At 48.7% G+C, this 25507-nt stretch carries 19 protein-coding genes, 1 tRNA gene and 1 CRISPR repeat array; of the genes, 19 read left to right on the top strand and 1 reads right to left on the bottom strand.

Annotated elements, in window-relative coordinates; all coding sequences use genetic code 11:
- The first annotated feature begins 312 nt into the window (after positions 1-312).
- From HUN04_15890 to HUN04_15860, 7 genes are all read left to right on the top strand, one after another.
- Entirely contained in the window at positions 313-585 is a 273-nt protein-coding gene (locus HUN04_15890; protein ID WDP91095.1) for a hypothetical protein, read from the top strand.
- Between the two features lie 535 nt (positions 586-1120).
- On the top strand, positions 1121-2560 hold the full coding sequence (locus tag HUN04_15885; protein ID WDP93312.1) for an IS21 family transposase: 1440 nt from the start codon (positions 1121-1123) through the stop codon (positions 2558-2560).
- Positions 2557-3306: an ATP-binding protein gene (locus HUN04_15880; protein ID WDP91094.1), complete on the top strand. Its 750-nt coding sequence runs from the start codon at positions 2557-2559 to the stop codon at positions 3304-3306. Before HUN04_15885 ends, HUN04_15880 begins: the two co-directional genes overlap by 4 nt.
- The gene (locus HUN04_15875) at positions 3306-3524 is read left to right on the top strand and encodes a hypothetical protein (GenBank protein ID WDP91093.1); all 219 of its coding nucleotides are present in this window, start codon (positions 3306-3308) and stop codon (positions 3522-3524) included. Before HUN04_15880 ends, HUN04_15875 begins: the two co-directional genes overlap by 1 nt.
- 1033 nt (positions 3525-4557) lie before the next feature.
- On the top strand, positions 4558-4908 hold the full coding sequence (locus HUN04_15870; GenBank protein ID WDP91092.1) for a hypothetical protein: 351 nt from the start codon (positions 4558-4560) through the stop codon (positions 4906-4908).
- A gap of 338 nt (positions 4909-5246) precedes the next feature.
- On the top strand, positions 5247-5768 hold the full coding sequence (locus HUN04_15865) for a hypothetical protein (GenBank protein WDP91091.1): 522 nt from the start codon (positions 5247-5249) through the stop codon (positions 5766-5768).
- Positions 5769-6095: 327 nt separating this feature from the next.
- Positions 6096-6587: a hypothetical protein gene (locus HUN04_15860; protein ID WDP91090.1), complete on the top strand. Its 492-nt coding sequence runs from the start codon at positions 6096-6098 to the stop codon at positions 6585-6587.
- Between the two features lie 306 nt (positions 6588-6893).
- On the opposite strand, the gene HUN04_15855 is transcribed toward HUN04_15860, so the two are convergent.
- Positions 6894-8084 (bottom strand): TIR domain-containing protein, encoded by a 1191-nt coding sequence (locus tag HUN04_15855; protein ID WDP91089.1) that lies wholly within the window; start codon positions 8082-8084, stop codon positions 6894-6896.
- A gap of 690 nt (positions 8085-8774) precedes the next feature.
- On the opposite strand from HUN04_15855, the gene cas1f reads away from it, so the two are divergent.
- From cas1f to HUN04_15795, 12 genes are all read left to right on the top strand, one after another.
- Positions 8775-9734, top strand: coding sequence for a type I-F CRISPR-associated endonuclease Cas1 (gene cas1f / locus HUN04_15850; protein ID WDP91088.1), 960 nt, complete (start codon positions 8775-8777; stop codon positions 9732-9734).
- The gene (gene cas3f / locus HUN04_15845) at positions 9731-13147 is read left to right on the top strand and encodes a type I-F CRISPR-associated helicase Cas3 (protein WDP91087.1); all 3417 of its coding nucleotides are present in this window, start codon (positions 9731-9733) and stop codon (positions 13145-13147) included. Before cas1f ends, cas3f begins: the two co-directional genes overlap by 4 nt.
- A 2-nt stretch (positions 13148-13149) precedes the next feature.
- Positions 13150-14415 (top strand): type I-F CRISPR-associated protein Csy1, encoded by a 1266-nt coding sequence (gene csy1 / locus HUN04_15840; protein ID WDP91086.1) that lies wholly within the window; start codon positions 13150-13152, stop codon positions 14413-14415.
- Positions 14412-15365 (top strand): type I-F CRISPR-associated protein Csy2, encoded by a 954-nt coding sequence (gene csy2, locus HUN04_15835; GenBank protein ID WDP91085.1) that lies wholly within the window; start codon positions 14412-14414, stop codon positions 15363-15365. The genes csy1 and csy2 overlap by 4 nt, the downstream gene beginning before the upstream one ends.
- Positions 15366-15392: 27 nt before the next feature.
- Entirely contained in the window at positions 15393-16418 is a 1026-nt protein-coding gene (csy3, locus tag HUN04_15830; GenBank protein ID WDP91084.1) for a type I-F CRISPR-associated protein Csy3, read from the top strand.
- A 10-nt stretch (positions 16419-16428) separates the two neighbouring features.
- On the top strand, positions 16429-16980 hold the full coding sequence (gene cas6f, locus HUN04_15825; protein WDP91083.1) for a type I-F CRISPR-associated endoribonuclease Cas6/Csy4: 552 nt from the start codon (positions 16429-16431) through the stop codon (positions 16978-16980).
- Positions 16981-17122: 142 nt separating this feature from the next.
- Positions 17123-18650: direct repeats of the CRISPR family, unit length 28 nt; unit sequence GTTCACTGCCGCACAGGCAGCTTAGAAA.
- A 396-nt stretch (positions 18651-19046) separates the two neighbouring features.
- Entirely contained in the window at positions 19047-19727 is a 681-nt protein-coding gene (locus tag HUN04_15820; GenBank protein WDP91082.1) for a DUF1722 domain-containing protein, read from the top strand.
- A 103-nt stretch (positions 19728-19830) separates the two neighbouring features.
- A complete protein-coding gene (htpG, locus tag HUN04_15815; protein WDP91081.1) occupies positions 19831-21753 on the top strand; it encodes a molecular chaperone HtpG in 1923 nt (640 codons plus the stop codon).
- A gap of 21 nt (positions 21754-21774) precedes the next feature.
- Positions 21775-23109, top strand: a complete 1335-nt coding sequence (gene rimO / locus HUN04_15810) for a 30S ribosomal protein S12 methylthiotransferase RimO (GenBank protein ID WDP91080.1) — start codon at positions 21775-21777, stop codon at positions 23107-23109.
- Positions 23106-24089, top strand: coding sequence for a polyprenyl synthetase family protein (locus HUN04_15805; protein WDP91079.1), 984 nt, complete (start codon positions 23106-23108; stop codon positions 24087-24089). The genes rimO and HUN04_15805 overlap by 4 nt, the downstream gene beginning before the upstream one ends.
- A gap of 2 nt (positions 24090-24091) precedes the next feature.
- Positions 24092-25354 carry a hypothetical protein gene (locus HUN04_15800; GenBank protein WDP91078.1) on the top strand — a complete coding sequence of 421 codons (1263 nt, stop codon included), beginning with the start codon at positions 24092-24094 and terminating at the stop codon, positions 25352-25354.
- 55 nt (positions 25355-25409) lie between these two features.
- A tRNA-Val gene (locus HUN04_15795) sits at positions 25410-25485 on the top strand.
- Positions 25486-25507: the final 22 nt, after the last annotated feature.

The following is a 25507-nucleotide window of genomic DNA, read 5'->3' as shown; positions in this document are numbered from 1 at the left end:
GTATTATATATAATAGAGTATATAAGATACGCGAAGCCAATTCATTTTTCCTTAAATCGACCCGGGCGAGCCCTTTATAGCGATAAAAATTCTTTCTGTAAAATTCCCCTGTCAGGTATAGATAGTTCAGATCGTGACGAGAAGTATTTCAAACGCCGATTTTCCCTCCATAAAATTTATTTTGAGGTGTATTCTTTAAGCCGGACTGATCAGTTAATGATCTTGTTGAATAAATGCCTGTCTGATTGATGTATATATCCTTCAAGGATAGTGCCTATATTTATATCATCCTTGTTATGTCCTTCCTGATCGTTGGTCCTCCTGTTCCCTGAATATACTAACCTCAAACGATTCAAGATCCTGGTCACCAAGCTGGATAAGCGTACCCGGATCGGTAACGACTATTACAAGCAGGTCCGGGCCGGATTTTCTGACCACTCGTTCCAGGCCCATATTCCGGCTACCTTGGATTTCAAGTATGCGGAGCAGGCCAACCAGACGATCTTGCAGAACGCTGTCCGGTCTGCGGCTGCACGGACCTACCGGGCCGTAGTGAATGAGATCCTGGAGGCACTGGATGAATAGATACCGAGGATACATGGACTCCATGGAAGATGTCTTTGGTTCCGCAAAACCACCGGAGGTGGGTCAGGCAGACAGCCAGCCAGGCACACTCTCGGACAGATACGGAAGCAGACTCCAAGACGGGCAATCAAACACCCTCTAAGGCAGACAAGCAGACTCTCAAGCAGTCTCTCTGACGAACACTCAAGTGAACAGACAGTAAGACCAACAGACAATCAGACAATCAGGCAGTCTAAGTTTGAATGGATGTCCGACACACAGATGATTGTATTAGATTATCTCATGCGACAAGCCCCCTATATCATCCATTATCCGACCACTTTAGAGGCCACAGGGGTACCCCTGGGAACGGTACGAGGGTCAATAGCTGCGCTGGTTCGGGAGAATCTGATCAGCGTCATTTATAATTCCCGCCAAACGACAATTAAAATTCCCGAAATTTAAGAATCAAAAAAAATGGTAGAAACATCCAAATTGAACAGAAGGAGAGATTTGGATGGTAACGGACCAGCAAGTGAGGAGGTTGTTCAAGTTGATTCAGTCAGAGAAGAGTTTCGGGATAGCAGCAATGAAAGCTGGAATGGATGAAAAAACAGCTCGAAAGTACCGTGAACACGGGAAGTTGCCGAGTGAACTCAAAACGGATCATACATGGCGCACACGCAAAGATCCGTTTGAGGAGACCTGGGATGGTATCAAAGGCATGTTGACCATAAATCCAGGTCTGGAGGCCAAGACACTGTTTGAGGATTTGCAACGCAGACACCCCGGCCGGTTCGCCGATGGACAATTACGGACCCTGCAACGGAGAATAAAGCAATGGCGTGCTACAGAGGGGCCGCCCAAAGAAATCTTTTTTGCTCAAATTCATAAGCCTGGCGAATTATGCCAGTCAGACTTCACCCACATGGATAAACTGGGCGTCACTATAGGCGGCGTCCCTTTTGACCACCTGATCTACCATTTTGTTTTGACCTATTCCAATTGGGAGACAGGTACAGTCTGTTTTTCAGAGAGTTTCGAAAGCCTGAGCCAGGGCCTGCAAAATGCCCTATGGGAACTTGGTGGTGTGCCGCAGCAACATCGCACCGATTGTCTGACATCCGCTGTTAACAAGGTAAGTCACCCTGAGGAGTTCACCAGCAGGTATCAGGATCTTGTTGACCATTACGGTATCATTCCTTGCAAAACTAACCCTGCCAGCCCCAATGAAAATGGAGACGTGGAGCAGCGCAATTATCGGTTCAAAAAAGCCGTTGACCAGGCCCTGATGCTGAGAGGACACCGGGATTTTAAAGACCGGGAAGAATATGACTTGTTCCTGGCCAAACTGTTCGCACAGCTAAATGCCGGTCGTAGGAAACGGTTTACACAAGAACTGGATCTCCTACACCGGTTGCCCAAACGCCGGCTTGATGCATGTAAAAAGATGGATTTAAAGGTTGGTCCCAGCAGTACCATTCGGGTCAATCACAACGTTTACTCTGTAGACAGCAGGCTCATAGGAGAAAATATCCAGGTCCGCCTCTACATGGAATGCCTGGAGGTCTGGTACGGCCAGAGAAAGGTCGATACTTTGCCAAGGTTGCGGGGTGAGGGCAAATATAAAATCAATTACCGGCATATCATTGACAGCCTGGTCAAAAAACCGGGGGCATTTGAAAATTATCGTTATCGTAATGCCATGTTCCCCACCAGCCGGTTCCGGATTGCCTACGATCATTTAAGAAAGCGTTATACCGTTAAAAGCTCAGCAGCAAGGTATCTGAAAATATTATACCTGGCAGCAAAGACAAGCGAGGTGGCAGTAGACAGCGCCCTGATGGTTCTAATAAACGAGGATCAGGAAATCAGCAAAGAGGCTGTTAAACGCCTTATTGAGTCCAACGCCTCTGTCAGCAGGCCGGATGATGTTCATATCCAGGCAGTTGATTTGACTCGTTATGACCAATTGCTCAAGGGGGTGGCGGCATGATCAATGATCGGGATCAGATAGACACCAATCTTAAAAGCCTCCATATGCCGACCATGCGCCGCAGTTATGAAGAAATGGCGGATCAGGCCAGGGCGGAGGCATGGGGATATGAAAAGTACCTCTTACAATTGTTGAGTCTCGAATGCGAAGTCCGCTGGCAGAACCGGATATCACGTAACCTGAGGGCATCCAAGTTGCCATCTTCCAAGACATTTGAGAATTTTGATAAAAAGCGCCTCCCCTTAAAGGTTGCCAATCATTTAAGTGTCCTGGTCAACGGCGCTTTTTTAGAGCGCTGTGAAAACATCCTGGCCTTTGGTAATCCGGGTAGCGGGAAAACCCATCTGCTCTGTGCCATTGGCCATGAATTAATTGCAAAGGGTAAGCAGGTTCTTTTTATCTCATGCAGTCAGCTCGTCCAGGATCTGCTGATTGCCAAAAGGGATCTTGAGCTAACCAAAAAACTCAAATCCCTCTCCAGGTTTGATGCTGTGATTATAGATGACATTGGGTATGTCCAACAAAGCCGGGGAGAAATGGAAGTGCTGTTTACCTTTTTGGCGGAACGGTATGAACAGGGCAGCCTGATGATCACGAGCAATCTTCCGTTCTCTAAGTGGGAACAGATTTTTAAGGACCCTATGACAACGGCAGCAGCCATCGACAGACTCGTTCATCACAGTATCATCCTTGAATTGAATGTGGAAAGCTATCGCATGGAACAGGCTAAAATGGAGGCCGAATAATGATCGAGACCAGATATACCAGGCAGGAGATTGTTGAGATTATTAAAATGATCCGACTGGATTTATACAATCGAGGCCTGAACTGCGGTGCCGGTGCTATCAGCAAGGAGATGGAAGCGGAAAATATTGAACCAATGCCGTCAGCAAGCACTATCGGACGGATACTATCGATAGAGGGCTTAACCCATGGAAGAACCGGGTTTTGTGATGGTAATTAAAAGGACTTTTTACCGGATTATAATGGGGGCCAGCCCCCAAACCCCCGGAGTTTAGCGCATTATAGACCAAAGTATGAGAGCAAAAAGCGAAAGGCCGTACGTGGAAAATACGGCCCCTCATACTTCAGTCACCTTCTCGGCGCTCAGGTTGCTCTCCAGCATAGCCTTATCCTCCGGAAGGATGGTCTTAAAAAACATAATCAGAATTGTTTTGCAAGTATTTTTTAATGAAATTAAATGGTTACGCAGGTTGGGGAACGGGAGTTTTAATTGTCGTTGAAGGAAAAAAATATTTGTCGTTGATCAAGAATCTGATGTCCAAACCAAAGCGGTATAAAAAAGGGTATGTTCCAGGGAGTCAGCTACATGATAAATGAGCAGGAAGTTGAGGGCTTCCAACCGGCAGACACTCTGTCGGTAACTCTGACAATCGGTCTGATGATCATTCACTCAATCTGTCAGTCTGAAGACCGGTCCGAGGATCGGGATTTATCCGTTCAGCAGTACCGAAGAAAAATGACTGGAGGAAATCAAATGGCCCAGCAGGATGAACTTGCCCTGCGGCGTATGCCGGGACCGTGGACTTGATCAGCATATCAACGCCCTGATGTTATCAAAGTCTGAAGCATGCCCAGCATCATTCCCCTGGCCTTAAAGACCTGGGGGGCACAGGTAAAAGTAGTTTAAAGTTTTTTGCATGGTGGCCTTCGCAGATTTAAAAATATAGAAGAAGTGTCATTTTTAAACCTCTAAAAAAAAATTACATCAAATTCACGAAAATCCTCAAAGACAAAAAAATGGACTCTCAGTTATCTCAGGTGGGGATTTTCTCTAAGTAACGCAAGGTACATTATGGGTAAATAGCACTATCTATACTTGATAGATTTTTTTGATCCACCTGAAAAAAAAGCGTATACCCCTCAAAGATTCATCAGCCACCAGCTGCAGCGACGGTTATGGACCTAAATAGAATGAACCCGGTCGGTAAAATAAACTGACCGACGTCTGAAAAATGAAATTATGAGGATCGAAAATGACAGAAGAACAGTATTTGGTAATAGCTAATGATCGTGACAATGAGGGAAACAAAGCTCACAGTGTCGTGGGGTGGTTTGAGTCAAAAGAAGATGCGGTTAAATTTGCAAGACATTGCACTTTTTATCATGGATACCTGGAAGACCTATATGGTGACCGTGAAGATATCCCATCAGATACTGAACTTTTGGATAAAAATTTACGGTCCTATTCAACTTGGCCAGTATACCTAATTCAGACACTCCGCACTGAGAGTGTCTACCCAGATTACCTGGAGGAGTACCTTATTAGTAGGGGCGAAGACCCGTCCTTGCTTGAAGAAATAAGAAGGGCCCAATTGGCCTCTTAAGCTGCCTCTCACCTATTAACCATCGTGCCTCTTGGAGGATTCCTTCGTTACGATCAATTCACCAGGAGGCACGATCTCATTCAGAAACAAATATATTTGAGGTTTATATTGCAAAAAAAATACATCACCGAAAAAGAAGTGGCCGCGATGACAGGTCGCGCTCTGCAGACATTGCGAAACGATCGATTTAAAGGCCGGGGCTTTCCTTATATCAAAATTGGAAAATCCGTTCGATATGACGAGGAAGTAGTCATATCAATCATGGAGAAAAGCCAAGTGGAAACCTCTCCTTTTGAGACCGAATAAGATGGTCGTTTATCCTCCAGGAGAGTGTGGCAATGGGTAATGGTTACGGACGCGGAACATTTCTGGAGACCTCTATTTTTTTGTCTCCTGCCTTTTTATCATTGGGCAATAAAGGGACATCTCCAACCGTTTCAGGTTGTTCCGTAAAGATTCTGATATTGATCCTTGGTAAAAGGCAGTTTAGGCGCTCAAAGGCCAAAAAAGGAAGAGAGAAGATGGTACGGTCTGATGATAATAGGTTCACTTTGACCTACAAAGAACTTGAGGCTCGAGGAATAAAGCAGGGTGCTGCGACTCGAGGATTTGATGAGCTGTTAGCAAAGGGGTTCATCAGTATTGTTGATCCAGGTGGAGCATTTGAAAAGCACAAAGCGGTATATGCCCTGGAAGACAAGTACTTGATGTGGCGCATAGGGCATCCTCCAATTTATCAACGTCAAAGAGATGTACATCGAGGGTACCAGAACCCGGATCGTCGTGGTGAGCCAAATAAAAATGCAACGCTCGTCAATGATGGACACCCACATACGTGTCAACAGGGGACACCCCTTTAAAAGACACACTCGTTGACGGGGGGCACTCCTTTTTCATGAATATAATAGAAACCGCCTGATGGTGAAGGGCATCATGGAAATTAGAACATATAAGAGGTGTCCCCCGTCAACAAGCGCGTTAACATGTAATACCATGCCCCGGCAGTGCCGGGGCTCTCTCCTCTTGGGTTGTTTTACCAGTAATGCAGCAAATGTCTGCGAGACATATTATGGGCCGGCTGGCAGGCGGATGCCTGCCTTAGCGGCACAGAATATGGCGTGGCAAGGGCATTTGCTGAATTACTGGGTAGAAAGATAAAATAAGAATAAACGATAAGGAAACGGCTTTTGAAAACACTGACGATTAAACAAAATATGATTAAATCACTCGACTCCGATGAGAGCAAGCTGGAGTTTGCCAACACGGTTATTGCTCTTATATCTGGATCCGAAAAGACTGTTAAGGGCGAATTTAAACACATCTTGAGCAAGGGCTTAAATACCGACATCCCTGAGCCAATGGAAGGAGCACCAGACTTCGATTCCAGCAATATGGCTGCTCCAGCCTTCAGAAGATACTCCCTCCTGAAGGCTGGTTATGTTCCTGCTGGATACAAAGGGTTGAATTGTGGATATTCAGGATATGACTACAGGCATTTGAGCACTTTATCCGAGTCTGAAGTCAATTTTCTATGGAGGGCCGCTGAAGGCAAGCTGAAACAGAGTGATGGGAAGCGGGATTACACTAATTTTTTAAAATATCTTTGTGAAATTTATTCTTGGTTTCACCATATTACAATTATCCAACCGTTGTTGGAAGGGGACTCCCCAACTCCATGAAGCGTAACGGTTTTTTTTGAAGGGTTCTGTATTGTCTTGATAAAATGTAGGCTGCGCATAACCATTTTTTGGGATCTGGTACATTTAGTATATCGGATGAAAATTTTAAGAACTTCGCTGTGAATTATTGGGTTGATGCCGGTTATTATATAGGGCGTATATAGATTCTGGTTTTATCGGGATAGGGTATGGGGACAGGGATATGATTATTACTTATAATCCAGTGTTTTGGTATTTTTGGATGATGGCCAACAGGCAGGAGCATAAAACAATGTATACCCATCTCTTGGTGACCGAAGCCCCCTGTCACGATCCATGCACACGGGTAGCTTTCCGCTCATTCATGACTTTCATAAAAACTCTCAGCACCATGTCGGTCTCTTGAGTTTCTTTTTTAGTCATCCTATTGGCAAGATTGAAAGCTCTTTCCGCCTTTTCCAACTGTCCCTGAAACGCCAGCACGGTTGATAAGCACATCAGGGGAGAAGCGGTCATTGGATTCGCCTGGAATGCCCGCTGAAAATCCTCTTGCGCTTGGTTGTCTTTGCCCAACGCGAAAAGCGCAACACCCCTGATCATCAACGGCAAAAAAATACTGTCCCCACCTGCAAAGGGTCCACTTAGAGACAATAATCTACTTGACGCATCGTTCATGAACATCTGGTATGCATCGTTACTCCGCAACCCTTTGGTAGCGGTTTTAGCTGCGTCTTCATGTTGGCCTAAGGATAAAAGGCTCAATGCCTTGAGTTCTATAATACGGGGCTTTTTACAGTTCTCGGCTACAACGTCTTCTACAATAGATACATCGAGTGCCCTGTCGTAGTCACTGATAGCCTCCACGTGGTGCCCAAGAAGAGCTCGCTTCCAACCTGTAGCCACTAAAATGGGACGCATGATTTCTGGCGCTTCGGAACCAATAGAGCGTATTGCCACAAGCTTGTCGATGGCGGCATAATGATCTCCCTTTTTGGAGGCCTCTTTCGCCTCATGTAATATAGTCGTCATGAAATCCTCAAGTGCTGCGTACTTGGCTTTGATGTTAAACGTAGGGTCGCTCTTACCAGTGAGGTGCGCAGCGATCCTTTTCAGCCCCACGTTCCAGTTTGGAAAAAGATCGTACTGCTGAAAGGGAGCAAGGCGTGGGTCCTTCAACTCACAGTCCTCGATGCGAACAGGAATGATGGAAAACTCATTACCGTCCTTTGATTTTTCCAACTCCAGAGCAAGCATCAGTTCGCGGTGTTGAAATCCTTCCTTCCGAGCCAGTTTTGTCAGAGACACGTTCGAAAAGCACACTACGAAATAGCGACTTTGACTGATGGCTTTCTTGATCGACTCCTCCCATCGACCTGGCCCCAGTTGACAGCGATCAATCCAGGTTTTTACACCAACTGCCATGAGGTCGGCATACAGGTTCAGCATTCTTTCATAGTCCTCAGATGCATAACTAAGAAAGACCTTTGGTTGTGGGTCTGTTTCTTTCTTGGATGTCATGACCACTCCGCCCAATATGATGTGTGGATTCGCAACTTTATTATTTATCCGCCTGATTACGCATAGCCTGGAAGTCTTAATGATAGCCAACCATTAAAAATAGGTTGGTCTAAAGTTAAAAAATAGTTCAATTGGAGATTATCCTGACTGTCACAAGGAATGCAAGGTGAAAAAATTTGGAGGTTTGCATTGTGCCTGCCATTGACCAGGGTAAAAAGATAGACCTGGTTGCCTTTGATTAGCCTCCGGGATAAAACTCTACATCTTCAGGCCCTGGCCATCGTAAAGTATTCGTTGACACAAAATTATAATGATAGTATCGAATTTGTGGATTGATCAGCCTCTATATCTTTTTGTTTGGCTCTTTTTCTTATCAGTATTCCAAGGAGATCAAATGCCGAAGCTATTTTCTTTGTCCTCAGATGTGCGCCTCAACTTTTCTATATTACCAGTAACCATAAAATTAAAAAAAACAGTACCTCCAGACGGTTTCATCTATACACTTTCCTAACAAAAGTATCAAAATTCATAGATCTATGAATACTCATGGGGATTTGAGAAGGCCGCTTAGGAAAAGTGTCCGGTTTTATTTGAGCACATTAGGTGTGGGCGGCACTTTAAATCAGTTACTCACTCTAATGGCTCAGCGGTCATGTGACCAACTGGACGGAATGCGGGGATTATCTAACAATGGATCAACTCACTGATTTAAAGGCAATTTTACATTCTAAACGAGCAAATATTTACTATTTGGAAAAATGCCGGGTTATGCAAAAAGACGGACGGGTTCTTTATCTTTCTGAAGCTGGAAAGGCAAACCAGTACTGGAACATTCCCATTGCAAATACAACCGTGATTTTGTTGGGTATCGGCACCTCAATCACGCAGGCCGCCATACGGATGCTGGCGTCGGCAGGCGTCCTGGTCGGTTTTTGCGGTGGTGGGGGAACCCCGCTGCTGATGGGAAATGAAGTGGAATGGCTGACACCCCAGAGTGAATACCGGCCCACTGAATATCTTCAAGGATGGGTAGGGTTCTGGTTTGATAAAAATAAGCGGTTTGACGTTGCCAGAATCTTTCAGCATGCACGGATAAACTTTCTGCTCACGGTATGGGGAAAAGATCGCGACTTAAAAACCGCGGGATTCAATGCAGCAGACCCTTCCATTGTAGCGGCCCTGGAGACTTTTCATGCCAGAATGGCACAGGCCGCCACCTCATCGGACCTGCTTTTAATTGAGGCAGAACTGACAAAAGAGCTATATAAATACGCGGCTCAAAAAACAAAACTGGACTATTTCACAAGGGATCGAGAAGCTGCGGACAAAGCCAATGCCTTTTTAAACCATGGTAACTATCTTGCTTACGGTCTGGGTGCAACAACACTGTGGGTTTTAGGCATTCCCCATGGTTTTGCCGTCATGCACGGGAAAACAAGACGCGGTGCACTGGTCTTTGATGTCTCCGATCTTATCAAGGATACTTTGATACTACCCTGGGCATTTATCTGTGCCCGGGAGAATGCAAGTGAACAGGCCTTCCGTCAGCAATGCCTTCAGGCGTTTGCCTCCCACAAGGCGCTTGATTTCATGTTTAACCAGGTCAAAGCGGCGGCCCTGAAAACAGACTGGGAGGAAATCCCATCATGATGGTCACCTTTATTTCTCAATGTGAAAAAAAGGCGCTGGCGCGTACCCGACGTGTACTGGACGCATTTGCCAATCGAATTGGCGACAATACCTGGCAGACCGTCATTACCTCAGAAGGGTTGCTGGCCGTAAAAAAACTGCTGAGAAAAACAGCCTCCAAAAACACAGCGGTCAGCTGCCACTGGATCCGCTCCCGGGCCAGGAGTGAGTTTATCTGGGTGGTGGGCAACAAACATAAGTTTGACCGGGAAGGCAGGGTTCCCGTGAACACCACCATCGTGAATATCCCCTATCGCGATGACTTAAATGACTGGCACTATCTTCCATTAATTCAATCCCTGGCATGCCTGGCCGCGTTGCTGCACGACTGGGGCAAAGCCTGCACCCGGTTTCAGGACAAATTGAAAAAGAGTTATAAAGGCCGCATGGGAGATGCTTTACGGCATGAATGGCTCTCCTGTTTGCTATTAAAAGCGTTAATCACCTCTACTCAGGATCCGAAAACAGACAAAGGGTGGCTGACCATTCTTGCCAAAGGAGAAATTGACGAATCAGCTCTATTAAGCATGGACTTGAAAGCCATTGAAAAACCGCTTGAAGATTTGCCGCCAATTGCCCAGTTGATCGCATGGTTGATACTGACGCATCATCGAATGCCGCTTCTGCCGGATAAAAAAGAAATTAAAAATGAATGGCAGTATGAAGCTGCCGACAACATAAATCAACTATTTGAATACATAGATAAGAGGTGGGGATATTACAATGAAATTGCTGCAGGCACGCTCGGTGACTGTCTTCATTTCCCCAAGGGTCTGATTTCAAACTCAAAGCTGTGGTTAAAAAACGTAAAGCGCTGGTCCGGTAAGCTGATCGGTCAGCAGAAGCTGGTGGAGCAGATAATGAAAGATACTGACCGCAGCTACCGGCCGATTCTTTATTATGCCCGCCTCAGCCTTATGCTGGCAGATCATTATTATTCGTCCTTGAGCAAAAAAGAGTCGGGGCCCTGGAAGAATACCATCGATATGATCGCCAATACCCAGAAGGACGGCTCTGCTAAGCAGGCATTAGATCAGCACCTGGTCGGGGTTTATGAGCAGGCCAAACGAAATGCCCGTTATCTGCCTAAATTTGAACGGGAACTGCCGGTAACGGAAAACACCTCCGCCCTGAAACAAAAAAGTCCTGTTGCTAAATTTAGATGGCAGGATAAAGCGGAAAGAAAAATTCGGGCATGGGCGGATCAGCAAGAAGACCTGCCATATGGCTTTTTCACTGTAAATATGGCCAGTACCGGGTGCGGCAAGACCTTTGCCAATGCCAAGGTAATGCTTGCATTAACAAAGGATAACGACAGCTTACGTTACATTCTGGCACTGGGTCTGCGGACTTTGACCCTGCAGACCGGGGATGACTATCGGCAGCGTATATTCCAGAACAGTGACGGCAGTGACCTGGGCGTCATTATCGGGTCCAAAGCCATCGCTGATCTGCATGAAGACAAGGGAAGTAAAAAAAGCAAAGCCGTTTTCGAAGAAGGGGCGGAGTCTCAGCGATTTCTGATGGAAGACAGCACTGAACTGTTTTATGATGTTGATATCCCGGAAAATGAGCTTGCCACGATCCTCCCCCATGAAAAAAGCCGCAAACTTTTATACGCCCCGATTCTGGTATGCACCATTGATCATATCATCTCTGCAACGGAAACGACCCGGGGCGGCCGGTATATTTTACCTGCCCTGCGCCTGATGTCTTCGGACCTTGTAATTGATGAAATAGATGATTTCACCGGGGCTGATGCCATTGCCATAGGCCGCCTGATTCACCTTGCAGGGATGCTGGGACGAAAGGTGATGATATCATCTGCAACCATACCGCCTGCCCTTGCGGAAGGTTATTTCAATTGTTACCGGGAAGGATGGCAGCTTTTTGCAAAGACCCGAAATGCAGGCCCCAAAATAGGCTGTGCCTGGATTGATGAATTCACAACCGTTGTGAATGATTTTGGAACGGCAGATCAGGATGCTGCCAACCGGCAATATGCACAAGCCCATCAGGTTTTCATCAAGAAGCGTATCGGGAAACTGGCCCAGCAACCGGCCCTGCGGAAAGCAGACATTATCTCCTGTCAAACCGCCATTTCCTCACAAGAAACATCCGAAACAGCCAAACAGGAGACCTGGTTCAATGTCATCATCCAGGATGCTTTAAAAAAGCACCGCAGCCATCACGCCATAGATCCCAAAACCGGCCTGAAAGTGTCGTTTGGCGTTATACGGACGGCCAATATTCAACCCTGCGTTTCCCTGGCACAATATCTTCTGGAGTGTGACTGGCCTGAAAAAATAGCGATAAAGGCGATGCCTTATCACAGCCAGCAGGTTTTACTGCTGCGCCATGAACAGGAAAAGCACCTGGATTCTGTACTGAAACGAAAAGAGCCCCAGGAAGAACCGCCCGCAGCATTTCAAAATGGTGTCATACGCGGGCACCTGGACGCCCTGGCTGAAAGAGAACACCCTCCTGAAAATGTTCTGTTCATCCTTGTGGCAACGCCGGTGGAGGAGGTGGGGCGAGACCACGATTTTGACTGGGCCATTGTTGAACCATCTTCTTACCGGTCCATCGTGCAGATGGCCGGGCGCGTCAGGCGCCACCGGGACCAGGAGGTGCAAACACCCAATGTGGGATTGCTGCAATACAACTGGAAAGCGGTGCGTTTCGGCGACAAACCGTATGCCCAGTACTTTTCCCACCCGGGATATGAATTTAAAGGTAAGGTGATTGTCAATTCAAAACCCTTCAAGGCATCCTGCGGCACCTATGATCTGAATAAACTGGTCAACACGTCATCCATATCCGAAAACTTAAACGCCATTCCCCGAATTGATGATAACGCCAAACACGGTTCAAGACTGGCAAGCCTTGAGCATGCAGTTACGGCCCACTGGCTTAAAAACTATAAATCAAAAGGCCCTGAAAGCCTGCAGGGGTTTATCAGCGGGCATTGGTATCTGACAGCACTGCCCCAGGCCTTGAACCTTTTTCGGGAAGGTCTTGCCAGTCTTCACCTGTTCCGCTGTTTTGATTCAGCAGGGAAAACCTACTTCACGCTCAAGGATGACCGGGGCAAACCTGTTTTCTACGAGACAACGGATGATCTGGTGAATCAGGATGATGAAGGAACATACAAAATCACAACAACTCATTTATCGACCAAAGCACAGCAACGGTTGTGGTTAACCCGGGACTATTTTCAGTTGTTGATACGAGAAGCTGAGGCGAGAGAAATAAATTACAACCATGCATGCCTTAGTTTTGGGGAATTGGTGATCCCTGAACCCAGAGAAGGCTCTGTGACGGACTATGGATATAATGATCAACTTGGTCTTTTTAAACAGGAGAAAAAATAATCATGGTAGATCCAGCAATTCAAGACTTTTTCCAAAAACGAAAGGACGACTGGCTTAAAAAAAATCTAAACCAGTCAATGACAGAAGAGGAAATCCAACTCTGCAATGATGAGTGCACGGACAAATTTTCTTTAGAAAATTGGCTTCCCAACGCCGCAAAAAGAGCCAAGCAAATCAGTATATCTTCCCATCCCTGCACTTTCAGTCACCCCAGCGCCCGAAAAAATAAAAATGGCTATGTAACCCCAATCATAGCAAAGGCAGAACGTTTACCGGATGGCTATTTAAGAGCAGGAAATGTTGACGTAGAGTACGATGCTTTAGGGAATGCCGCAGCGATAGATGTTTATAAATTTTTAACCTTATCAATGAAAGACGGAAAAACACTTCTTTATCATATTGAAACTGACTCAAACGTTTCAAAGGAACTTTTGAACATAGGCACAGAATCTTATGAAACCCTGAAAGAGGGTTTCATGGCTATGGTGTGCAGTGATACTGAAAACATAACCAGTTCCAAACTAAAACAAGTTTATTTCCCGGTTGGCGACGACTATCATTTACTTTCGGTACTCAGCAATTCAGGTTTGATTTTTAAATTGAGATCACGGCTGAATTATCTCCGGTTTTCAGATGAACAAAAAGATAAACGTGAAAAAAAATACAAGGGAGAATTTCTCGAACATGGTTTTTCAGATGTCTTTGAGCTGACAACCATAGGCTATGGCGGAACAAAGCCCCAAAACATAAGTGTTTTGAACAATCAACATAGAGGGAAAGCTTATTTATTCCAGTCTATCCCTCCTCATCTCGATAAACGAAGCGTTCATTTCCCCCGGAAAAGTTTTTTTATCAATTCAATCTGGTATCGTGATATCCGGGAGCCACTCAAAAAACTGCATGGCATTTTCAAAACAGGATTGAACAGCGAGATCCCCCGTCGGAATTTAGAAAGCGGCAGAGACCATCGTATTGAGGAAATCCTGGATGTCATAATCGAACGGGCCGCTGTGCTGCGTTCCGTGTCCGGGTCCCAATACAGGGAAGAAAGCTGCGCTTTGCCGGACCACCAGAAAATCTGGCTTTGCCACGGTTTTGAACAGCCCCGCAAAGAACAAGACGAATGGCTGGAGACCTTATGCTCAGACCTTGCAACGTGGATTGCAGCCGCCTATAAAAAAGTGATTAAAAAGCCAGTCATGTTAGGCCCTGTGGAGCGCGATTATCTCAAAACATTCATCAACTTCAACCGGGAGGCCCTAAGATGATGAACCCAATACTATTGATTCCCCATATCCAAGTGCAAAATGCCAATGCACTTTCCAGCCCGTTTACCATTGGATTCCCTGCCATGACCGCGTGGCTGGGAGCCGTCCATGCACTGGAGAGGCATTTGAATGCCGCTTTGAATTGCAAACCGGCAGAAACCATTTCATTTCAGGCCGTGGGTGTGGTCTCACATCAATTTAAGCTGCACACGTATAAAGGTCCCGGGGATTATGAATTTTCCATTATCGGAACCGGGAACCCCCTAATTGAACCCAAAAATAAAAAGAAAAACAAACCCGAAGGCTATGCAGAACGCCCCTCTTTTATAGAGGAGGCGCGATGCCACCTGGAGGTCAGTCTTGTCATCGCCTGTGAGGGAATTGACAAATCACTTGAGCCGGATGTGATTGAACAGGTGGGTCAAATACTTCACAGCCGTATGAAAATAGCGGGCGGAGATATTTTAAAATTCCAGCAGCCAAAATTTTTCAGGGATTTTAAGCAGCTTAAACACCGGCTGATGCCGGGGTACGCCCTCATTGAGCGGCGGGAACTGATGATCAAAGCCATGGAGCAGGGGCAGGATGCACTGGATGCATTAATTGATTATCTGGCTGTCCATCATAATTGCGAGCAACAAGAAAAAAACGGTGAACTGGAGGTTACATGGAGCAGTCAACGCAAACAAACCGGCCCTGAGGGACAACGGGGATGGATCGTCCCCATTGCAACAGGCTTTCACGGCATCAGCGAACTTGGGTCTGCCCAAAATCAAAGGGACTCCGAAACCCCGCATCGGTTTGCCGAAGCAGTGGTAACCCTGGGTGAGTTCAGAATGTCCTACCGACTTAAGTATATAGAAGATCTGCTCTGGCATTATCACTACGATGCTGAAAACAACCTGTATCTTTGCCAACAGGATAAACACGATACGATAGAAGGATTCTAACAACATTAATATTTAAGGAGAACTGCAATGGTTAAAAAGAAAAACACTGCATCTGTTCTGGCATTTGAAAAAAAGATGGTACCGTCGGATGGGTATATGTACGGTACAACCTGGGAAGAGCGCGGCAATTGGGCACCGCTTAGACTTAAAGAAAAATCTGTTCGCGGCACTATCTCCAATCGTTTAAAAAAAACCATTCAGAACGACCCTGCAAAACTGAATAAGGAGGTTGAAAAAGCCAACCTTCAGACTGTAGATACCTGTGCACTTGAACCGGGCCAGGATACCATGATGCTCCGGTTCACATTAAAATTTTTAGGGGGTATCCACCGGCCGTCTGCCTGTAATAATGCTGATTTCCGTCAAAGCTACCGCAAAGCGGCTCAAACATATGTGGAAAAAACCGGATTTAAGGAATTATCACGCCGCTATGCCTTAAATCTTGCCAATGCCCGTTTTCTCTGGCGGAACCGGGTCGGCGCAGAGTCCATTGAAGTTCAGGTCAATGCATTGAATAAAGGCGCCGAGCAACAGTGGAAATTTGATGCCGGCACTTATTCCCTCCGTGATATGGATATTGCCGATGAAAATATTGACAGCCTTGCAAAGCGCATCGCACAGGCCCTGTCCAGCGATGATGATTTTCTTCTAATTGATGTTGTATGCTATGCCAAGATTGGCAAGTCACAGGAAGTTTATCCAAGCGAAGAACTGGTGCTGGATAAAGGGAAAGGAAATAAAAGCAAGGTTCTCTACGCTGTTAACGAAAATGCAGCAATGCATTCGCAGAAATTGGGTAATGCGCTACGCACCATTGATACCTGGTATCCTGAATTTAATGACCCGGCCCAGGGAATTGGCCCGATAGCAGTTGAACCCTATGGTGCCGTGACAAATTTGGGTAAAGCATACCGCACCCCCAAAGCCAAACAGGATTTTTATACGTTCTTTGATTCCTGGGCAAATGGCGAAGCTTTAAACAAAATTGAGGATGAGCATTATGTTATGGCCGTCCTGGTTCGTGGCGGTGTATTTGGTGAAAGCGATAAATAGAAGGTGAATTATGGATCACTATAAAGAAATTTTGCTTCTACCGGACCCGGAATTGCCGCTTCCAATACTCATGAACGCCCTTTTCAGCAAATTCCATAAAGCTTTATGCGATTTGCACTCCACTGATATTGGGGTCAGTTTTCCTAAACAAGGGCAAAGCCTCGGCAATTTGATGAGAATCCATGGGACATCAACAATGTTGATAAAACTCCAGGAACTTAACTGGATTGGACCAATGGCAGGGTACTGTAAAATCGGAGACATATTGCCTGTTCCGCCACAAGTAAAGTATTGTACTGTCTTCCGCAAACAGCCTACCATGAGTCCTGCAAAATTACGCCGACTTATTAAACGAGGCTCCATCGCTGAAGATGAAACGAACAAATATAAATCAAAAATGATGTCTAAAGGCCTGGCAGAGCCTTATATTGAATTAACAAGCAGCTCTACCGGACACAGGCATAGACGATATATAGCGTTCGGACCACTACAGGACAAACCGGTTACAGGGGGATTTGACAAATTCGGTCTTTCCAATACTGCGACCGTACCCTGGTTTTAATAACCGTTTTGAACCTTTTTTTTTGCTCTTTGAAAATTCGTTAATAAATCAGACAATTACAAATAAAGAAAAATTAATTGGGTAAAACAGCAAATCATTTCGAACTTGCTGTTTTACCTATTTTTTTATATTTTGCTGAACTGTTCACTGCCGCACAGGCAGCTTAGAAATCTGGAAGGCTCTTTGATGGGAAAACTCAGAAGTTCACTGCCGCACAGGCAGCTTAGAAATCACCTACCAGGGCTTCAGCCAATGCACCTACGTTCACTGCCGCACAGGCAGCTTAGAAACAAGGTTATATGCCTCATTCAGTTCTGCATCAGTTCACTGCCGCACAGGCAGCTTAGAAAAAGATAATAAGTGATGCGCCCCTCCGGGGCGTGTTCACTGCCGCACAGGCAGCTTAGAAATGCAAGAGTTGGCCGATGGTGGATTCCGAAGCGTTCACTGCCGCACAGGCAGCTTAGAAATATGAAATGCGAACCTGACAATCCGGAGAAAAGTTCACTGCCGCACAGGCAGCTTAGAAATAATTCCCGTAGTAGACCTGGACGATGACACTGTTCACTGCCGCACAGGCAGCTTAGAAAAGGCAGTGCGGAGAGACACCGTTGAAAAACTCGTTCACTGCCGCACAGGCAGCTTAGAAAGTGTCAATGAAGCTTGGCCGGGTTGTCTTAATGTTCACTGCCGCACAGGCAGCTTAGAAATGGAAAGCAAGTTCGATCACATGGGATATGCCGTTCACTGCCGCACAGGCAGCTTAGAAAAAAGGAGGGTAGCATGGCAACACTGAAATTCGGTTCACTGCCGCACAGGCAGCTTAGAAAAATCAGAAACCCCGGACCCGGTGCCGTTGTGAGTTCACTGCCGCACAGGCAGCTTAGAAATTAACAAGAGCGGGAATAGAAAGTTTTGCACCGTTCACTGCCGCACAGGCAGCTTAGAAACACGGCCCGATTCCGGAAGGAATGGTGGTGGCGTTCACTGCCGCACAGGCAGCTTAGAAAATCAAAGAAACAAAGCCCTTCAGGACTTGCCCGTTCACTGCCGCACAGGCAGCTTAGAAAATAAAAAGGATACCGGATCTTTCCCAGTAAGTGTTCACTGCCGCACAGGCAGCTTAGAAATGATATCTCACTTTAGACTTTGGTTCATCTGTGTTCACTGCCGCACAGGCAGCTTAGAAAAGAAAATCAACTCAGAGGTTTTGTAATTGTTCGTTCACTGCCGCACAGGCAGCTTAGAAAATCAACGGAAATGTTGGCGTTGTTGGTTTTTAGTTCACTGCCGCACAGGCAGCTTAGAAATTAGCCACATTGCCGGTCGGCCGGGCAATAGTGTTCACTGCCGCACAGGCAGCTTAGAAAATGATGAAGCCCCGGTCAATAAAGAGGTTGTCGTTCACTGCCGCACAGGCAGCTTAGAAAAAAGGTGTCCGCCGGCAAATCCCGGAGGTATCGTTCACTGCCGCACAGGCAGCTTAGAAAATGTAATGCTCGTGCCCAGGCCCAGTAAATACGTTCACTGCCGCACAGGCAGCTTAGAAATACCGTGCGCAGTAGCTCGCGGATAACATCTTGTTCACTGCCGCACAGGCAGCTTAGAAAGGTAGATATGCAGCAGGGTATGCCACATGGCTGTTCACTGCCGCACAGGCAGCTTAGAAATGCATAAGGCATAAACAGACAGACTTGGAGATAGGAAGCCGCATGAATAAAGGGATAGACCCTACTTTCACGGTAGCGTTTTGGGGGGTTTTTGGACTTTCACGGTAAGTTTCACGGTAAAGACGCAAAATAGGGGGTTTTTGGGTGAACTTTCACGGTAAATAGCCAAAGTGAAAGTATGGGATTTTGTTAGTTTTAATTAGTCAAATCAGAGAGTTATGGACTAATCGCCGATTCACCCCGACGGCTTCTGATATCGTCCATATCATTTCCCTATCAGAGATTGGGTTTTGCCTCCAGCTTTCTTTTTAATGTTCTTTGGGAATCCCCCCTGGTCAACCCCTGAATCAATGCATACAATATTCTTTGCAACCCAAGAACCATAGGGGACCTAATATGAGAATCTGGGACATTGACCCGGGATTTTTAAACGACCAGAGCCTGTTGGGAGAGCACCGGGAACTCCACGGCCTGATGTCCATCCATATCAACAATAAAAAGGGGTATTCCCGCCACCCGGAAACCCTGAGGTGGCAGCATTCCCTGACAGGACTTTATCAGCGCCATGAACTGCTGGTCAGTGAAATGACCCTCAGGGGCATGAACCACAACAGCCCGCTGGACCGCCCCCGGGGCTCCCTGTCATGGCCGGAAGAATGGATAGATCCCCCACATACCCAGTTTGACCTGCTCAGGGCCAAGTATACAAATAAACCGGGCGGCCGGATCCCCCTGCCCCAAAATCCCATGGCACTATGGGCCAGCCACAAATATTCGGTGATGGCCAGGGACCCGGGCCTGTACAGGCAGCTCGGGCCCGAAGTTGCCCAAAAAAAACTGACCTTGGCATCCCTTTCCCTCTCCCTGGCTCAGACCCTGAGGCAGCCGCCGGAGCAGGGCCGCCTTGACAATGCCCTGGATCACATGTGGGGATATGTATCCGGGATCAGCGCCCTGGATCGGAAGGATTTGGACGCCCGCCGCCTGTTCAATGAAATCCAGTCATTGAGCATCTCCGGGGAAATCACCTATCTGACCCGTTCAACCGCCCTGGGAGAACTGGGCGCATGGTTTTAAATCCCCCGTCTTGACAATCCATTTTTTGCCACAATTATTATTGGAAACTATTTTTATAATTATTCAAATTTAACCATATTTGAGCTTAATTTTAGGAGTTAAAATGGGAGCAAAAAAGACACGTAAATTTAAAACAGAAGTTCAGCAGCTGCTGCATCTCATCATCCATTCCCTTTATTCCAACAAGGAAATCTTTGTCAGGGAACTCATTTCCAATGCCTCGGACGCCATTGACAAGGCCCGCTTCAAAGAGCAGACCGAACCGGATCTCTTTGCCGACGACACCGATTACCACATCCGCCTGGCCGTGGATAAGGAAGCCAAAACCTTCACCATCACGGACAACGGCATTGGCATGACCTTTGACGAGGTCAATGAAAACATCGGCACCATTGCCCAGTCCGGCACCGCCGCCTTCATGGACGCCCTGGAAAAATCCAAAAATGAAACTGGGCTTTCACCGGAACTCATCGGCCAGTTCGGCGTGGGCTTTTACTCCGCCTTCATCGTGGCCGACAAGGTCCGCCTGGACACCAGAGCACCGGGCGAAGAAAAGGGCACCCGCTGGGAATCCGACGGCAAAGGGGCCTATACGGTTGAAGAAATTGACAAGGCCGGCCGGGGCACTGAAATCACCCTTTACCTGCGCGAAGGTGAAGAAGGGGACCAGGACTTCACCGAAGAGTACACCATCCAGAATATTGTCAAAAAGCACTCCGACTTCGTCACCTATCCCGTGATCATGAACGTGGAAAAGAACGAACCCATCCCCGAAGAAGAGATCATCAAGGACAGCGAGGGCAAGCCCATCGGAGACACCTTCCGCAAGGTGCGCGAAGACCAGACCCTCAATTCCATGAAAGCCATCTGGGCCAAGGCCAAGGACGAGGTTACCGAGGACGAGCACAAGGAATTCTACAAACACATCTCCCACAACTGGGACGATCCCTGCGCCACCATCCACAAACGCTTCGAAGGCGTCACCGAATACGACGTTCTCATGTACCTGCCCGCCAAGGCCCCCTTCGACCTGTTCCGTCCGGAACGCAAACATGGGATGCAGCTTTACTGCAAGCGGGTCTTCATCATGGACGACTGCAAGGAACTGCTGCCCGAATACCTGGGATTCGTCCAGGGCATCGTGGACGCCCCGGACCTCAACCTCAACGTGAGCCGTGAAATTCTCCAGGAAGACCGGCTGGTCCGCAGCATCCGCAAAAACCTGACCAAACAGATCTTTTCCACCCTGGAATCCATGGACAAGGAAAAGTACGAAGAATTCTACAACGAATTCGGCCAGGCCCTGAAAGCCGGCATCCCCACGGACTTTACCAACAAGGACCGCCTGGCGGCCCTGCTGCGGTACAAAACCACCAAGTCCGGCGACGAATACGTCACCCTGGACCAGTACATCGAAAACATGAAGGAAGACCAGAAGGAGATCTACTACCTCACCGGCGAAAGCCTGACCTCCCTGGCCAACTCCCCGCTGCTGGAAGCCCTCAAGTCCAAGGACTACGAAGTCCTGCTCATGACCGATCCCATTGACGAATGGGTGACCCAGTCCCTCACCGAATACAAGGAAAAGAAACTCAAAAGCGCGGAAAAGGGCGACCTGGATGTGGAAAAGGTGGACGATGAAAAGAAAAACGAATACTCCGCCCTCCTCTCCTTTCTCAAGGGCAAGCTGGAATCCCGCGTCAAAGACGTGGTGGTCTCCAACCGCCTCAAGGATTCCGTCTCCTGCCTCTCCGGCGACGACTTCGGCATGAGCGCCTACATGGAAAAAATCCTCAAGGCCTCCGGCCAGCAGACACCGGACCAGAAGCGGGTGATGGAGGTCAATGTCAACCATCCGGTCATGGGCAAAATCAAGGAACTATTCGAATCCGACACCACCAACCCGGTGCTCTCCGACTATTCCGACCTGCTCTATGACATTGCCGTGATCTCCGAAGGGGGTAAACTGGACAACCCGGCTAAATTTTCTGCCCAGCTGGGAGACCTCATGGCCAAAGCCATTTAGCATCACACTAAATAGGATAATATGAAAGTATACCTGGAAACACTCGGCTGTTCCAGAAACCAGGTGGACAGCGAAATCATGCTGGGCAAACTGGCCGCGGCCGGACATGAAGCCACCCATGATCCGGCCCTGGCCCATGCCATCATCGTGAACACCTGCGGATTTATTTCAACCGCCTCGGACGAGGCGGTTGAAACTATTTTGGACATGGCTGAATACAAAAAGGAAGGCGCCTGCCAGCGCCTCATTGCCACGGGCTGCCTGGCCCAGCGGTATAAAGACGATCCCGAGCTTACGAGCAGCCTGCCCGAGGTGGATGCCTTCCTGGGCACGGCCGCCTGCGACCGGATCGTGGATGCGGTGGAAGGCAGGGAATCAACACCGCTTACCCTGTTTCCCGATCCCAATTCCCGGGGATTCCAGAACCCGGAAGAGCGCCGGGAACTGCTCTCACAGGGGTTTGCCTACATCAAGGTCTCCGAAGGCTGCAACCGCCACTGCACCTACTGCATCATCCCATCACTCCGTGGCAAGCAGCGCTCCCGCCCGGTTCAGGAAATCTGCGATGAAGCCGTGGCCCTGGTGAGGGCCGGGGTCAAGGAGATCATCCTCACCGCGGAAAATACCACGGACTACGGCCTGGATCTGGATAATGGCGAAGGCTTCCACACCGTTCTGGAACACCTGTCAACAGCCGTGGGCAAGGCGGATCCCGACGCCTGGATCCGTTTTTTGTACACCCACCCCAAGACCCTGGATGAACGGGTCATCAAAACCGTCCGGAACCACGGCAATCTCTGCGCCTATTACGACGTGCCCATCCAGCATGCGGCATCATCCGCCCTCAAGCGAATGGGCCGGCCCTATACCCGGGAAGAACTCATTGCCCTCTTTGCCGACATCCGCCGCCTGGATCCCGATGCCTGCCTGCGGACCACGGTGATCGTGGGCTTTCCAGGGGAAACCGAGGAAGAATTCCAGACGCTCCTGGACTTCATCAAGGAGGTGAAATTCGACCATCTCGGCGTCTTCACCTACTCCGATTCCGAAGACCTCAAATCCCACGGCTTTAAGAACCATATCCCCGAAGAGACGGCTGAAAAACGCCACGACACCATCATGGCCGCCCAGGCCGCCATCTCCGAGGCGCATAATCTGGCCCATGTGGGCAGGACCTACCCGGTGCTGGTGGAAGAGAATCCCGAAGAAGGGGTTTACATCGGCAGAACCCCCTTCCAGGCCCCGGATGTGGACGGGGTTACATTTATTTACTCCGAGGGGCTGGACACGGGTTCCCTTGTTCAGGTAAAAGTAACCGACGCATTTGAATACGACATTGCCGGGGAGAAGGCATGAGTGCCGATATAAAACAACAGATCATCAAGATGGTGGGGCCGGACCTTGCAAAGGTGGAAGCGGCCCTTGAAGAGAATCTAACCCCCAACCTGGACCTGGTTCGGGAGGTGGCCGCCCACCTGCTCTTTGCAGGGGGAAAGCGGCTGCGCCCCCTGCTCATGATCCATGCCGCCCGCATGTGCGGTTACAGTTCAGGGTATGAAATTCTCTTTTCCACCATATTTGAATACCTCCACGCCGCCACCCTCCTCCACGACGATGTGGTGGACGGGGCGGACATGCGCCGGGGACGGCCCGCCGCCCACACCAAGTGGGAGGCCCCCAAGGTGGTTCTCACCGGGGATTTTCTTCTGGCCACGGCCCTGGACATTGCCGCAAAGACTGAGTCCCCCAGGGTGATCTCCGTCATTGCCCACATCACCCAGGCCATGTCCCAGGGCGAAATCGACCAGATGGAACAAAAAGGCCGGGCCGACCTCAGCGAGGCGGAATACAATAAGATCATCGAAAGAAAAACCGCCGTCCTCATCCAGGGGGCCTGCCAGAGCGGCGCCATTGTGGCCGGCGCGCCCGGAGAAAAGGAAAATGCCCTCAAGGACTACGGATACCACATGGGCATGGCCTTCCAGATGGCCGACGACCTCCTGGACTATATGGCCACGGCCGAGGAACTGGGTAAAAACCCCGGGGCGGACATGCGGGAAGGCAAACTCACCCTCCCCCTCATCCACAGTTTGGCCAATGCCGGCCCCGAAGACCGGGAATGGATCCTGGAAACCATGGCCCAGACCGGATTTGACCCCCAAAGATTTGACGGGCTGAAACAACGGCTCACGGACCTGGGCGGCATTGCCTATACCCGGGACCGGGCCGTCTCCCACGTAGAATCTGCCAAAGCCGCCCTGAACCGCTTTGAAGATTCAGATTCAAAAAACCTGCTCAACCTGATTGCCGATTATTCAATCCACAGAAAGGTATAGATATGAAGCTTAAATCCCCAGCCCTGCTGCTGGTTTTTTTCATTGCCGTGACCCTAGTGCCGGCGGTCCTGCCCCAGGCCCATTGCGCTGATGTCCTCACCCATGTAACCACGGGCAGCCAGGAAATCAAGGGACAGAACCTGCCAGGAGCCAAACAGAAAGCCGTAAAACTGGCCCTGGAACAGGCGGTCCAGCAGGCATTTGCCAAGCTGGTTTCCCGGGAAGTCTTTGCCTCCAACCTGGAATTCCTTTATTCCCGCCTCCTGCCCTCGGCCCAGGACTATGTGGTCACCTACCGGGTGCTGGACGGAATAGAGTACAACGGGCAATACCTGGTGGGCGTGGAGTCCAAAATAAACCTGGGCCTGGTGGAAAAACGGCTGAAAGACGCCAGGATCATTAAAACCGGCCAGGAAAAACCGGTGGTGCTCATACTCATTGCCGAGGAAACCCTGGATACGCCCCAGCCCCTTCACTGGTGGGGGACCGGCGCAGCGCCCTTTACCTCCTCCGTTGCAACCGCCATCAGAACCCGGCTGGAACAGGACCGCATCCCCTTTGCCAGGGCAGCGGCCACCTATCCTGACCCTGCATCCCACAATATCGTATTTGCGTCACCCTACGATGCCAAGGCCGCCATGGACCTGGGCCAGGCCCTCAAGGCCGACCTGGTAATCCTGGGCAAGGCTGCGGCTGCGGAATCCGCCAACCGAATGGGAGACGAACGGGCATTTGATGCCCATATCGACCTGACGGTCTACGATGTGAAAACCCAGGCCCTGGTCATCCGGACCACGGCAAAGGCCACCGCCAAAAGCGAAGTGGAATACCAGGGTGCGGCCCAGGCCCTGGACCAAGCCGCCGCATCTGCAGGTGAAGATCTGGCAAAACAGATCGATACATTCTGGAGCCGGACCCTGAGACAGGAAAAACAGTTTGACCTGACCATTGAAGGGGAAAACTTCCTGACCCGGTTCATTGCATTAAAACGGCGCATGAGGGACATCCGGGACATTGAGAATATCCAGCCCCGGGAAATCGGATCGAACAGCGCCGTCATGGAGGTGACCTTCAAGGGCAGCTCCCGGCAGTTTGCCGACGCCCTCCTCCTTAAAACCTTTGACGGATTCGGCATTGAAATTGCCGAGGTTACCGATGAGCAGGTCAGCATCCGGTTCACCGAAGCCGGCGGCCAGGCTGAAGAAGAAACAGCAACCCAGCCCGGCGCCCCCACAGCGGTGACCCAGGAAAAAATTGAAAACTAACGCCGGTTTTCCTTGACATGCCAAAGGATCTTTGATAAATACATCCGACGTTTGAAGGCGCGTAACTCAGTTGGTAGAGTGCTACCTCGACACGGTAGAAGTCAGCGGTTCAAATCCGCTCGTGCCTACCAGTAAAATCAAGGACTTACGGAA

It is taken from the genome of Desulfobacter sp. (assembly GCA_028768525.1).
Classification (GTDB): Bacteria; Desulfobacterota; Desulfobacteria; order Desulfobacterales; family Desulfobacteraceae; genus Desulfobacter.
The sequence above is the reverse complement of the archived record's forward strand: the minus strand, read 5'-3'. Positions and strand labels throughout refer to the sequence as shown.